10 protein-coding genes and 2 pseudogenes are annotated in these 14432 nt (G+C 39.1%); 8 read left to right on the top strand and 4 right to left on the bottom strand.

From position 1 onward, the window contains the following. Positions 1–757: 757 nt before the first annotated feature. From D5R40_RS24080 to D5R40_RS24070, 3 genes are all read left to right on the top strand, one after another. Positions 758–1321: a photosystem I assembly protein Ycf4 gene (locus tag D5R40_RS24080; RefSeq protein WP_124147546.1), complete on the top strand. Its 564-nt coding sequence runs from the start codon at positions 758–760 to the stop codon at positions 1319–1321. 367 nt (positions 1322–1688) lie between these two features. Then, a complete protein-coding gene (locus D5R40_RS24075) occupies positions 1689–2441 on the top strand; it encodes a peptidylprolyl isomerase (RefSeq protein ID WP_124147547.1) in 753 nt (250 codons plus the stop codon). Positions 2442–2448: 7 nt separating this feature from the next. Further along, complete coding sequence (locus tag D5R40_RS24070; protein ID WP_124155322.1) at positions 2449–3600, top strand: beta-ketoacyl-ACP synthase; 1152 nt, start codon at positions 2449–2451, stop codon at positions 3598–3600. A 709-nt stretch (positions 3601–4309) separates the two neighbouring features. Here D5R40_RS24070 and D5R40_RS38035 read toward each other — a convergent pair. Further along, entirely contained in the window at positions 4310–5059 is a 750-nt protein-coding gene (locus tag D5R40_RS38035) for a hypothetical protein (RefSeq protein ID WP_205127685.1), read from the bottom strand. 889 nt (positions 5060–5948) lie between these two features. On the opposite strand from D5R40_RS38035, the pseudogene D5R40_RS24060 reads away from it, so the two are divergent. The 4 genes and pseudogenes from D5R40_RS24060 to D5R40_RS42830 all read left to right on the top strand — a co-directional run. After that, positions 5949–6295, top strand: a pseudogene (locus tag D5R40_RS24060) (beta-ketoacyl-ACP synthase); the annotation flags it as partial. A 13-nt stretch (positions 6296–6308) separates the two neighbouring features. Next, a complete protein-coding gene (locus D5R40_RS42835) occupies positions 6309–6638 on the top strand; it encodes a DUF6883 domain-containing protein (RefSeq protein ID WP_353734923.1) in 330 nt (109 codons plus the stop codon). Positions 6639–6655: 17 nt separating this feature from the next. Beyond that, entirely contained in the window at positions 6656–6901 is a 246-nt protein-coding gene (locus D5R40_RS24050; RefSeq protein ID WP_124145605.1) for a DUF4926 domain-containing protein, read from the top strand. Positions 6902–7094: 193 nt separating this feature from the next. Further along, positions 7095–7325: a hypothetical protein gene (locus tag D5R40_RS42830; RefSeq protein WP_205127409.1), complete on the top strand. Its 231-nt coding sequence runs from the start codon at positions 7095–7097 to the stop codon at positions 7323–7325. A gap of 129 nt (positions 7326–7454) precedes the next feature. On the opposite strand, the gene D5R40_RS42145 is transcribed toward D5R40_RS42830, so the two are convergent. The 3 genes from D5R40_RS42145 to D5R40_RS24025 all read right to left on the bottom strand — a co-directional run bounded on the left by D5R40_RS42145 (position 7455) and on the right by D5R40_RS24025 (position 14071). Further along, positions 7455–8894: a serine/threonine-protein kinase gene (locus D5R40_RS42145; RefSeq protein ID WP_124145604.1), complete on the bottom strand. Its 1440-nt coding sequence runs from the start codon at positions 8892–8894 to the stop codon at positions 7455–7457. 632 nt (positions 8895–9526) lie between these two features. Then, entirely contained in the window at positions 9527–11431 is a 1905-nt protein-coding gene (locus tag D5R40_RS24030) for a cation:proton antiporter (protein WP_124155321.1), read from the bottom strand. A 1110-nt stretch (positions 11432–12541) separates the two neighbouring features. Then, positions 12542–14071 (bottom strand): YifB family Mg chelatase-like AAA ATPase, encoded by a 1530-nt coding sequence (locus D5R40_RS24025; protein ID WP_124155320.1) that lies wholly within the window; start codon positions 14069–14071, stop codon positions 12542–12544. A gap of 48 nt (positions 14072–14119) precedes the next feature. Here D5R40_RS24025 and D5R40_RS24020 point away from each other — a divergent pair. Further along, a pseudogene (locus D5R40_RS24020) lies at positions 14120–14380 on the top strand (histidine triad nucleotide-binding protein); the annotation flags it as partial. Between the last annotated feature and the right edge of the window lie 52 nt (positions 14381–14432).

The raw sequence follows: 14432 nt of genomic DNA, 5'->3' as shown, positions 1-14432 counted from the left end.
CCAGGACATCAAATGGTCCTCTTTGACTCTGCGGGCGTCCGACTGCTACAGTCATACTACTTTTATATCCTCTTGCTTTTATTGACATACTCCCGACGTTGCCCTTGAGCGACAACGCGGAATTCTTCAACCCGCACGGGGAGTTGCAGTTTATACAGAGGTGATGTCCTCCCCCTGTTTTTTCTATGTTCCCCTTCAGGAGAGCGCGGGACTTCCCGCTGTTTTTGTTAAAAAGTTTGCTTTCTTAAGCAAGTTAACATAAGTATATATATATTTAAGAAATTTTGCAATTATCTTTCCCAATACCTTAAACTTATTTAAGATTTTCTTTAGATTTTAATAAATGGCATAGAACCCTTGTGGAATATTAGCCCACGTAAAAATTATTTTATCATCACATATCCACGCTTTATCTTTCATATGTAAATCTAAGGGTGAATATCTAGAGGAAATGTAACAGGACTGACGCAGTAACGCTACATGATGGGGAGATGGGGAGATGGGGAGATGGTGAGATAGGGAAATCTGCACAATTAAACCCACATTCCGCACGTCAAATTGTAACATTAAAAGTAGTATAAAAACCGTAGCTGATGATGTAAAGCCTCATTATTGCAAGAGGTACTGATAACTGATAACTCAAATGACTCTCCCCACACTCCTCCTATATTTTTAAATAGGTCCTATAAGGGTTCTGTATTTATTTTGGGTCTAAAAAATTTTAAAATTGAGAATGGTATGTAAATATAGAAAGTTTATGACTACTCAAACTTTGATAGGTGATCGCTTACTGCGCAAGGAAATTATAGGGTCTCGTCGTCTCAGTAATTACTTCTGGGCTGTAATTGTCAGTATGGGAGGTATTGGTTTCCTCTTATCAGGGATATCTAGTTATCTCAAAGTTAATCTGTTATTTGTTGCCGACCCTAGCCAACTTAATTTTTTACCCCAGGGAATAGCTATGGGATTTTATGGTGTGCTTGGTACACTGTATGGACTTTTTTTGTGGTTAACTATTATTTGGGACATTGGTGGTGGCTACAATGAGTATAACCAAGAAAAAGGCCAGGTGATGATTTTTCGCTGGGGATTTCCTGGTAAGAATCGTAAAGTAGAATTTAGTTGTCCTACTGAAAATGTGCAATCTATTAAGGTAGATATTAAAGAAGGTCTCAATCCCCGTAGAGCTATATATCTTCGTCTCAAAGACAGTAGGCAAATTCCTCTTACCCGTGTCGGTCAACCATTGGCCTTGTCAAAATTAGAAAATGAAGCGGCTCAACTGGCTAAGTTTCTTCAAGTTCCTTTAGAAGGTCTTTAGTAGAAGTCAGAAGTTAGAAATTAGAAGTAATCCCTGACTGAGTTTGAACATTTAAAAATGTCTGCTTGGAGGGGTGATAGTAGAAGTTCAGAAGTCAGAAGTTAGAAGTTAGAAGTAATCCCTGACTAAGTTTGAACATTTAAAAATATCCACATGAAATCCGTAGCGTTACGTCAGTCAAACAAGAATCTCCCATTATAGTTTTTAATTTATAGCAATGTGCGCTGGCTTATGTACAAATTGCAGGAATTGCCCAATAGCTAAAACCTTATATTATCGGCAATTTATTCCCCCTATTGCCTATTGCCTGCGCGCAGCGCTATAACGATGAGAGTCTCAAAAAATCAACATTGAATTGTGAGTGAAAATGCAAAAAAAAATCAGCCAGTGGTTATTGTCATTAATTATAGTAGTAACTTTGTTGGTGACAGGATGTACTGCCACCTCTGTTCCTAATACAGAAGTTTCGACCCCATCAAGTCAAACAACATTAGATGCTAAGTACAACAGTTTACCTCAGCTAAACGGTAAAGCAACAGTAGTAATGACTGTAAATTCCTCTCCTATTACCATAGAAGTAGACGGCATTAACGCACCTATTACAGCAGGTAACTTTATTGATTTAGTTCAAAAAGGAGTTTATGATGGGTTAGTATTTCACCGAGTAGTGCGCAAACCTCAACCTTTTGTGGTTCAGGGTGGCGACCCTCAAAGTAAAGACCTCAATATCCCCTTAAATAATTTAGGTACAGGAGGTTTTATAGACCCCACAACCTCTAGCGAACGTTACATTCCTCTGGAAATTAAACCTCAAGATGCTTCAGAACCAGTTTACAGTAACACTTTAGAAGAAGTTGGTGTTGCGGAGTCACCTGTTTTGCCTCATACAAGAGGTGCTGTAGCAATGGCTCGCTCTCAATTTCCTGACTCTGCTTCATCCCAATTTTATTTTACTTTAACTGACCTGCCATTTTTGAATGGTAGCTATGCAGTATTTGGTTATGTTACACAAGGGATGAAAGAAGTTGTCGATAATATTGAAGCTGGCGATCGCATTGAGTCAGCGAAAGTTGTTGAAGGTCTGGAAAATTTAACCATACCTAATAGCAACGAATCTTAACTTAACTGTGGAAGTTGTAGTTACGGGTATCGGTCTCACTTCTGCTTTGGGGAACCTCCATCAAAGTTGGAAAAAACTTTTGGAGGGTAAGTCTGCTATTAAGTTACATCAACCTTTTGCAGAATTACCTCCCCTACCTTTGGGTTTAATAAATTTTCAACCTGTTAATTTAACTCAGTTAACCAAGGAAGTCGTAGAAACTGCTGTCAAATCTTCAGGTTTAACACTGCCCCTACATGAATGTGGTGTAGTCATCGGTTCTAGTCGTGGCTATCAAGGAATGCTGGAAAAGTTGGCAAAAAAGCAGCTTATTGGAGATGGTCAGCAAAACGATCTGGAAAAAGATGACACTTCATTTATTAATTTGTTGCCCCATCAACCTGCTATTTTTGCTGCGAGTCAGATAGGTACAAAGGGCGCTGTTCTTGCTCCAATGGCTGCTTGTGCGACGGGAATATGGGCGATCGCTCGTGCCGTAGAGTTAATTGAAACTGGTCAATGTCAACAGGTAATTGCGGGTGCTGTGGAATCTCCTATTACACCTCTGAGTATAGCAGGATTTAGAAAAATGGGAGCTTTGGCTCAAACAGGTGCTTATCCTTTTGACCGCAGTCGGGAGGGGTTAGTTTTGGGGGAAGGAGCTGCTGTTTTGGTATTGGAGTCGGCTGAATTTGCACGGCAAAGAGCGGCTAAAATTTATGGTCAAATTCGGGGTTTTGGTTTGACAAATGATGCTACTTATGGTAATGCGCCAGATTTGAGTGGAAAAAGTGCAATGTTAGCGATCGCTCAATGTTTGGAAAGAAGTGGTTTGTCTGCTGAAGATATTGACTATGTTCATGCTCACGGAACGGCAACTCAGTTAAATGATCGCCACGAAGCTAATTTAATTGAGCAAATTTTTTCCCAGGGAGTGGCAGTTAGTTCGACAAAGGGAGCGACGGGTCATACATTGGGAGCATCTGGAGCATTGGGTGCTGCATTTTGTTTGATGGCGATCGAACATCAGATTTTACCTCCCTGTGTAGGATTAAATGAGGCAGAATTTGACTTAAACTTGGTTAGGTATGCTCGTCAGTCTCAGGTGAAAAATGTTTTATGTTTGAGTTTTGGGTTTGGGGGGCAGAATGCAGTGTTAGTTTTAGCTTCAGGAAATTAAATTTTCCAATCTGAGGAAGAACTAAAAAATTGTGAAGTAAGGGCGATCGCTTTTACTACTCTCGCTGAAATATTCGCTTTCTTTCAATTCAGGATTTTTCCGACAAATTATGTGCCATGAAAAGCCTATCTTTTGTGCTTTTTCAGATACATATCTCACCCAACTCACTACCGTATTATCAGCCAGATTAACTATTCGACTAATGCCTCTTCAACTACTGTATCAGCCTTTATAACCATAGGCATTTGTTCAGGTTGAATTTTTCTACGATAGTAGAGCTTGTCAAAAGTATCGGTGTTTGCGCAGCATTCCGCAGGAAAAGTTTGTAGGCATTCAGGACAATAATATCGTTGACTTCCAATACTTGTCTTTCCATGATACCTGAGCTTTCTGATGTCTACACAGAGGAGATTCCATGATGATTGAAAGTATTTAGCGGGACTTGAATATTTTTTAGGCTAAAAATGGCTTCAAACTCAATGATAACAACGTATTTTCCTTGATCTGGCTAAAAATGGCTCTTTGCGTAGCATTCCGCAGGAAAACCTAGATAGATCAATCAATAGATTATTTTGACGTTAAAGCATTACATAGCAAGGGTTTAAAACTATTTTTAAGGCATTTTTTACTCAAGTCCCGTTAGGAACAATAATCATCTTATTATTCCCACACTTTCTTGATGCACTACCATTTCATTTTTTCTAGTTTTTTACTTGATGAAGTTTGAAGGCTTCAGTTTGCGTTTGAGAGTTGAAACTGCACCTAGAGTACCAAGAGCTAGAATACTTAAGATACTTGTGCTTTCTGGCACATCTACAGCAACCTTAATTTCTTTAATCAGAAAATCGTCGTTGCGATCGTCAGTATAGAAATCGAACACTAAACCCTTGGCAGGGAATAGAGCATTGGTTCCGTCACCATCAAAGTCAACACCACCACTGAAATCTACCTCGCGGGTCAAACCGAATCCAGGAAAATTCTGGAGCCTATCGGTTCCGAAAGTATCATTAATGTCTAAGTCAATACCATCAATGCCAAGATCAAATTCGTCTGTTCCAAGACCAAAATTACTAGCAGCGTCAAAGATAGTGGATAATAGAGTCACTTTTTTATTAAAAGTAAAACGCAGAAATTCGTTTGGACCAGAAGCATCTAGTTGAGATGAGTCAGCAAATCTACTACGAACACCAATACCAGAGAATAATCCATCTGTTTGAGAGATGTCAGCAGAGCGAATAACATTTAAAGGAGCATCTGCACGAGATCCACCAGAGTGAACCCCAGCAGTAACTGTCAATTCTAAGCCATCACCTAGATCATAAAATAGTGAAGGCACATTTTGGCGAGGTCCGGCAAAGTCTTGGCTTTTGATCAAGGTGATAGCATGAGAAGCTTCGCTAATGCTTAGACCTACAGCAACTACACTGCTTGCTATCAGACTTTTATGTAAGTTATTCATGGAAAACTCCTATTAATTTGTTCTGAATTAAGAGACTGTTTGTAAAGTTTTGTAGTATACAATGATTGACCTTTAAACTGTAACAACTTGGTTATTTATCCCAGATTTATAGGCTGAAATACCCAATTTGCCAGGGGTAAAAACACTTCATAATTCTTTACAAACGACCTCTAAGAATAGCGAATCCTATCAAAATAAAGCAAGAGTAAATCACCATCTTTACTGAATCTTTACCAAATCAAAGAGACATGAAGATATAAGTTATTCTAATCCCCATAAATTCTAGTGAAATCGAGATAAATGATATTAAATTTTATTTTAAAAACAACATTAAATCATAGACTAAAAAACGGCGATTATTAATAAATAATAAGGCAGAGAATATCTAAATCATATATCAAAAAAGAGTGTGTTGTTGAACAGGATATAGTGCGTGCAAAAATTCTAATTTTCAACTAAATTTTGATCGAAAAAAATGATGCTAATTAATGATTCAAATATACTAAATCCGTTTAACGACGGAAATACGTTGGACTTATAATTAAAATTTATAGTAGATTTTCAAAAATTCTGAAGATTCATCTTCATTTAATCTTCACAAATTAAAAAATAGGTTGACATTAAGCCTGGGTTATGATAACTATTAGTAATATAAAAATTAGCGCTGCTGAGAGGCGGGATGAATCTTTTTTGAACAGGTAAATCTCATCCTTAATACTTCATACTTCTTTTTTGTCCAAGCATACAATTCATCCCACAAATATGCAACGCCTAAAAATTAATTAATATTTTCCCAGCATTCATCTGGAATTGATAATGATGTAATCGATGAGAGTTCTAGTAGAGTGCTTTAGAAACGTAACGCACCTTACAAGATATGTGATAGCACTATATTCATGCTCATGGAATGGCAACTAAATTAAACGATCGCCACGAAGCTAATTTAATTGAGCAAATTTTTTCTCACAGAGTGGCAGTTAGTTCGACAAGGGGAGTGACTGGTAACACATTGGGAGTATCTGGAGCATTGGGTGCTGCATTTTGTTTGTGGCGATCGAACATCAGATTTTACCTCCCTGTGTAGGATTAAATGAGGCAGAATTTGACTTAGACTTGGTTAGGTATGCTCGTTAGTCTCAGGTGGAAAATGTTTTATATTTGAGTTTTGGGTTTGGGGGTCAGAATGCTGCTTTAGTTTTGGGTAGAGTATATGGCAGGATAAATTGCTCTAATTAAAGAGTTTTTAATTATGAAACTTCCCAATGGGATTAAAGCGGAATTAGATAATAAAATTGAAAGCTATTGTCTTAATTTTCATCATCAAAAATGGAAAAATAAAGCTACCTTTTTTCAACAAAAGCTAGGAATAACCTTAGGAAATGTAGAAATTTTGAAAAGTGCTATTAAAAGAGCTGTTATCAATGAATCAGTTTTTATTCGTAAACTCAATGAATATGGTACACACTATAATATGAAGTTCTTTCTCCAGACTGAATATAGGAGAATCTCTGATTTTAGTTGCTTGGATAATTTGTACAGGAGAAGACTTTCCCTGATTAACAAATTGTTATCCTGTTAGTAAGTGAGGTATGATTAATGACTCAATTACAAGAATTAGATATTGTTGCATTAACTGAGGATAGACAAACAACTCATTTTGAAACAGGAGAATCTATTATTCTGTATAGAGGACAAGTAGGAACAATTGTTATGGAATACGATAATAATGTTTTTGAAGTAGATTTTTCTGATAATGATGGAACAACTTATGCAATGGAAACTATTCCAAGTAATCAAATAATGCGATTACATTATGAATTAGTAGAAGAAGTTGTTGCTTAATGCTTAGGTAGCACACAAGAAGTTGATAATATTTGTACAATAAATTCATATAATTAATTATTCTCAAGGAGTTAGTAATGTCTGTACAATTATTGCGACGACTATTTACTGTAGACCAGTATTATCAAATGCTGGAAGCAGGAATATTAACTGAAAATGAAGAGTAGAACTAATCCGAGGAGAAATTCTGAAAATGTCTCCTATTAGTCCTTCTCATGCAGGTTGTGTGAATTGTCTTAGCGAACTTTTTATTTTGGGTTTAGCAAAAACTGTTCTCGTTCTCCACAAACTTTCTGAACTGCCTTGGCGAAATTTTTACCAGAATATCCTTGATCTACCCATATCACTTCCAGTGAGCGACAACTTATCTCTGGCTTCGTTGAGCACAACTATAGCTCCCAATCTCTCAGAAGCATTTGCTTGAGTTACTCAAACACCTATTAATAGTCCTTGAGAGTCTACAACTATATGGCGCTTACGCCCTTTAACCTTTTTTCCACCATCGAAGCCATAGACACAGCCCTTTTTTCTATTGTTGAACGTACCTTTCCCTTTACTGAATTAATTTTTCCCAAGCCTGCCACAAAATTTGTGAAGTTTCCACCGGACTTTTCGGTAAACTTTGCCGCGCCTTCTCCAAACACATCTGTGCTTTTTGCTCATCTCCAGACTTCTTAATTGCCAAACTCAACCATAACCAAACCATAGGTTGATTCCCCTCAATATCCAAAGACTTAAAATAACTTTCCACAGCCTTTTCATATCTTTGCAATTGATAAAATAACACCCCCAAACTTCGCCATGCTTGCCAATGATTAGGCTGCAATTTCACAGTTTTTTGATAACAAAAAATTGCCTCTTCATAACGTTTCAACTGATGACAAACCTCAGCCTTCTTATACCAAGCATCATAATTATTTGGTCGAATAGAAATAGCAAGGTCATAAGAAGCGATCGCTGCTTCAGTTTTCCCAAATTCTTGCATAATTCGACCTTTAATAACTTGTGGAATACCCCCAAGCATTTTTGTTAACAAAGAAGGATTATTACCTCCTGCTTGAGATTTTGAAGAGGCAAAACTTTTCTGATATTTTACCGACTCTAATTCTTTTAAAACATCTTCTACAGACTGATACCTTTGATTAATGTTTGGAGCCAAAAGCTTATCAATAATTATCCCCAATTCTTTACTAATATTAGACTGTAAATATTGTCGCCAAACCCACTTACCCTCAACAACATCAAACAACTCAAAAGGCGCTACTTGAGTCAACAAATATATACAAGTAACCCCCAAATTATAAAGGTCACTAGCAGGAACCGCCTTTCCCGCCAACTGTTCCGGAGCAACATATCCCGCACTACCAATCATCGTTCCAGTTTGCCCAAGAGAAGATTCTGTAATTACCTTGCTAGCTCCAAAATCCACCAACACCAACTGGCCTTTAATTTCCCCTCTACCATCAGGAAGCGTAATTGAGTTTCGCCGAATAATATTTTCTGGCTTAATATCGCGATGAATTACCTGCCGTTCGTGGACAAATTCCAACACAGGCAACAAATCCCAAAGTAACTCCTGAATCTGATTTTCAGTAAAAACCCCATTAACAACCAATTCCTGCTCTAAATTTTGCCCATCAATAAATTCTTGGATGAGATATTGTTGCTCACCTTGTTGAAAATGAGCCATTAATTCTGGGATTTGAGGATGTTGACCCAACTCATCAAGTCTGGCGGCCTCCCGACCAAATAACTCAGCAGCTTTTTCGGCATTGGCACTATTTTGAGGAAAAAATTGTTTAATTACACAACGGGGTCGGGAAGGTTTATACTCATCTACAGCAAGGAATGTTTTGCCAAAGCCACCTTGACCAATAGGCTTAACAGTACGGTAGCGATCGCCCAAAAGTAACTTAGCTCCGCAGCTGTGACAAAATCGATGACCGGAAGGATTATATGGCTTTCGGCATTCAGAGTTAAGACAGTAGCTCATCCTGATTTTTAACTTGAAAATTTAGTTATATCAACTCACTTCAATTGACCTTAATATTAGGCACTACTGTTGTTTGCTAAAGCTTAAAAACATAGACTATCTTAGACAAATATATACAAAAGGAATATATACAAAAGGTCTATGTTTTTACGCCATTAATCTGTGTTATTATTGCATATGTCTGCTAAGACCAGAGGATTTTAGTAACAATTATGGAGTGTTTTGGACTCGACTTTTCATAAGGACGAAAACCCCAGAGGGAATCCTAAACTCAATGTGTTTGAGCGGAACATTAACCTTCTTTGCCAGTAGACTTATGGACAGGTGAGCCGGAAAATCGCTCTTAGTCACCGATGAAGAGCGTGTCTAGGATTGTCTAGATTTTTAGAAGGTGCTACTAACTTCTTATATCATCAGGACTTACGCACGGACACTAAATTGAGTGAGGGCGAATGCCATTTGCTAACGCAAAGCTCCGAATGGCGTCCCTACATATGACGTTTTCAAGGTGAATTTGCGTAAGTCCTGATCATGTCCGTTTAATTAGCGATCAAAAACTATCTTCTCCTTTTCCTTTTTTTTTCCTCCTGACTCCTGACTCCTGACTCCTGACTCCTGACTCCTCCGTTCTATCAGAGTTCAGATTCGAGAACCGAAGAAGGGATAGGTACTTCTTCAACAGTTGGATATTTTTCTATAGTTAAATTTGATTGCTGAGCTCCAGATAGTCGTTTGAGAAGCTTAGGTTTAGGGTCATGTAGCAAATAAATAATCCGATCGCCTGGTTGCCAATTTTCTGTGGCAGATAATACTTGAAGACTTCCTTGCCTTTCAATCAAAAGTGGCATTAACTCCCTTGCTCCAATAAGTGCCTTAAGGTGAGTCTTTTGGAACTCAAATCCCAATTGCTTAAGGACTGTTTCCCCTAATTTCACTTCTCTGTCAGAAAGATATTTATTCCAACTTTTGATATTTAACTCTAAAGCAAATGGTTGTTGAACCTTCTCTTTACCATTTTGACTTTTATGCTGGGGACTTTTTGGATAAATAGCTAATACTCTTGGTGGCTTAAATTCTTCTGCTGCTCTTTGAGCCAAAACTAAATTTACTTCTTCATTCTTAGTCATTGCTAAGAAAGTTCCCACTGATTCTAAACCAGCCTCTTCTAGGACATTAGTATCAAAGGCACTACTTTTGTATACTTGCAAACCTTCCTTCTCTGCCTGCTGACAAGCTTCCTCATCCGTATCTATGAGTACCACTGATTCACCCCTGTCCTTAAATATACGTCCAATCAATCGGGACAGAGGATTGGAACCCACAATAACAGCACCAGTAGCAGCACTAGAAGTAATTCCCAAAAATTGAGCCACAAACCTTGCGGTTAGTCCTTGACTAAATACAGTCATAATAATTGTCAAGAACACCAAAGCCTTAATAGAGTCACCACCATTAATACCTTTCTGAGTTAACAAGATAGCAAACAAAGAAGAAACTGAAGCCGAAACTATTCCTCTAGGAGCAACCCAACTGACAAACATCTTTTGTCGCCAATTAAGCTTACTATTCCAAGTACAAATTAAGACGTTGAGAGGGCGAACCAGGAACATCAAACTCAAAACGGTAAATACACTTCCCCAACCTAGAGCAACAATACTTGCTAAGGATAGGTCTGCTGCTAGTAAAATAAACAACACTGAAACGGCCAACATTGTTAGTTGTCCTTTAAACCGCCTTAATAATCGTAACTCTGGTATTTCGGCTGCCCCAACGAAAATTCCTGCTACGACTGTGGTCATCAATCCTGATTCACTACGGACTTGTTCTGCTAGACCAAACATTCCCCATAGAGCCGCCAAAACTACCAGATTTGCTAATTCTTCAGACAGAAACTTTGCTCTTTTGAGGGTAAATCCTAAAATCCAGCCTCCTGTTGCACCAATGATAGTCCCCATTCCTAAGCGCACAACTAGGTCTCTAAATAATCCTAAAGGGTCAGCGCCTTCATTTAAAACTATGTTCAATACCAATACGGCCAGAATTGCTCCTACAGGATCGATGAGAACTCCTTCTCCTTCCAACAAGGTCGCTACTTGTCGGTCTACTGAAACCTGTTTGAGCAATGGCCCTACCACGGTTGGCCCTGTAACTACTACTAACGAGGCATAAAGGAATGCGATCGGCCAGGGAAACTCACCTAACCAGTGAGCGGCCATGCCACCACCAATTAAGGTTACCAGTGTACCTATGGTTACTAAGTTGCGGATACTACCGGAAACTTTTCCTAATTCTCTAAGTTCCAAATTCAAGCCCCCCTCAAAGAGAATGAGGGCTACAAATAAGGATACTACCACTTCTAAACCATTACCCAGTAGGTTTGGATGTACCACTCCCAAAACATCTTTGCCTACTAGAATACCAAATAGTAGTAAAAAGACTATCGCAGGTACTTTCAGGTAGGCTGCCAGAACTTGGGCTGCTATACCACTGATTACAGTCAGGATGATCAGCAGAGTTATGTCAAATGGTATTTCCATAAGTTAAGTGTTATCTTTAAATTCCCTGGCTTACCAGCTTTTTTTCTTAGGTTTCAGATTTTGATTGTGAAATTATCTGTTCTAATTTTTTTTGCTGGTTAGTTTTTCTGTATTTTATTCTTAAAAATAGCGATGAAATTATTATTCAGAAGGATTGATTATTTATTTCAAGTTAGGTTAAGTTTTAGGAATTATCTGAATAAAACAATTGAATTACCGAACTTCTAATTTTTTTATTCCCTAATTAATTTTTCTGTACATCTCCTAATTTAAATATTTGCCCATAATTCTTTTGAAACAGATTTATCTCTTTCGTATTATAACTACTCTTAACCAAAGTGCAACTATGGTTATTTTTGACTTTTACGAATAGAGTATAATCTATCTAAATGTAGACCATGGCTGATGTTATACTAAATCCGCCTTAGCAAGAGGGTACTTTAAAAAGTTGTAGCCTTTGTTATACATAGGATTTGTGAATAGGACAAGCCTCCTTTTATACCCGGATTTGGTATTATCAGGTTTTGAGCTTAACTAGAAATTCCTTTAGATTAGGTTATTTTGACAAAAAATATAATTGTATGCGATTTTTTATCAAAATAAAAAATCCTTCTAAATACTAAATCCGGATTTAGATAAGAGCTTGATCTCAACGTTGGTTGAATACCCGCGCTCACCTGAGGGTGGAAGTGTCCTATAGAAAAACCAATCAATGTTGCGGTTTTTCCAAAGCGTGTGCTATTGTAATTAAATTAAGTCTGCTGGGCTAGCAGTTTCTAGGGCAGCCGTCGGATTGGCGATGTACTGTGGAGCGACCTTAAGACCGAAAAGAGGCTCGACCTCAGAGGCAAGTGCTATAGCGTAGCTTCTCTGTTAGCGCAGCTCCTCCGGAAGAGGTAAGAGGAAACAGAAAACCCTAAGAGCGTTATGCTTAGGAGTCCCTCGTTGTCCCCTTAGCGTAACGTCGGGAGGATGTCAATAATAGGGTAAGGTAGGGGGTAAAGAGTATAATACAGGTTGGGTTAACTGGGAACAAAAACCAAAAACCTAATCTGTTGGGTTTATCCTCCGGATAAGCTCCGCTAATGTTCCTCAAGCTAACCTACAAAGCTACTGCATTCTATCAATTGTCCGATACTGAATTGCCTCAGCTACATAAGCAGGTTTCAACTCCTCATCCCCCGCTAAATCGGCAATAGTCCTCGCCACCTTCAAAATTCGATCGCTCGCCCTCGCTGACAACCCCAATTTCCTGATCGCTCCTTCCAATAAACCCCGACTGCTATCATCCAACTTACACCACTTGCGAAAATGACGACTCTGCATCTGAGCATTACAACTTAAACCAACCTCATCCTGAAACCGATACCGAGCGCGATCGCGTGCTAATTTTACCCTCTCCCTCACATCAACCGACCCTTCCCCAGTGTCCTGCCTTGTAATTTCCTCCGGTTTCAACCGACTAACTATCACCTGCAAATCTATCCTATCCATCAACGGACCCGAAAGTTTTCCCCAATATTGCTCCCGTTGCCGTGGCGAACAAGTACATTGTTGAATAGGATCTCCATAATAACCGCACGGACAAGGGTTTGTACTAGCAACCAAAGTAAACTGAGCCGGAAATTCCACCGACATTCGGGTGCGCGATATTGTCACCACCCCATCTTCCAACGGTTGACGCAAATATTCCAAAACATTGCGGTTAAACTCCGTTAACTCATCCAAAAATAATACCCCTCGGTGAGATAAAGAAATTTCCCCCGGTCGCGGAAAACTCCCTCCACCCACCAAAGAAGGCCCAGAAGCAGAATGGTGGGGACTACGAAACGGGCGATCGCTCACCAAACTCCCCCTATCTTTCAACAACCCCGCCACAGAATAAATTTGAGTCACTTCCAATGCCTCCTCAAAATTCAACGGAGGCAAAATTCCCGGTAAACGTCGCGCCAACATAGTTTTCCCACTGCCAGGAGGACCGACAAAAATCAAATTATGCCCCCCAGCAGCAGCTATTTCCAAAGCACGACGGGCATGATTTTGTCCTTTAACTTCTTTCAAATCTAAACCAGAAAATTGTTGTTTTGCCAAAATCTCAGCAATATCTACTTCTACAGGAGAAAAGTTAGTGGGATTATTCAAAAAATCAGTGACATCAAATATATTGTCAAATCCATAAACCGATAACCCCTTAACTACCGCCGCCTCCTTTGCATTAGCAGCAGGCACAACTAACCCGCTAATTCCCATTTTTTCTGCTGCTGCAGCAATGGGTAAAATTCCAGCTACTGGTCGTAATGTACCATCAAGGGAAACTTCTCCCAAAAATAGATGGTCTCCGAGTAAGTCTGCATTCACTTGTTCCGAGGCAGCCAAAATTCCGATACTAATAGGTAAGTCAAAACTGGGGCCTTCCTTGCGTAAATCTCCGGGGGTGAGATTAACCAGAATTTTCCGCATAGGGAAGGCATAACCGCAATTTTTGAGAGTAGCTTTGACTCTTTCCTTTGATTCTTGAACTGCTGCATCTGGCAACCCCACAACGACAATTTTTGGCAGTCCCCCCGATACATCGACTTCCACACCCACTTTGACGGCCTCAATGCCAATTATTGATGCACTCCAGACTCTAGCTAACATATTCCTTTATTCTTTAATTTATATAGTAAGTTGTTTGAATATAGATAAATGACCCAGCAAGACACTCTTTTCAGTAAAATTATCCGGCGCGAGATTCCGGCGGACATTGTTTATGAGGATGACATGGCCCTGGCCTTCAAAGATATTAATCCTCAAGCTCCCGTTCATATCCTCGTGATTCCGAAAAAGCCTATTCCCAAGTTAGCTGATGCTTCACCTGAAGACCATAGTTTGATGGGACATTTATTGCTGACGGCCAAGCGGGTTGCTGAACAAGCAGGACTTGAAAATGGCTATCGTGTAGTGATTGTGTGACTCGTTGGCCACTAAACCAGGAAACTGGGTATAAATGGCCGTTCCA

Origin of the sequence: Okeania hirsuta (genome assembly GCF_003838195.1) — a bacterium.
Classification (GTDB): Bacteria; Cyanobacteriota; Cyanobacteriia; order Cyanobacteriales; family Microcoleaceae; genus Okeania; species Okeania hirsuta.
This window is presented reverse-complemented; position numbering and strand designations above follow the sequence as displayed.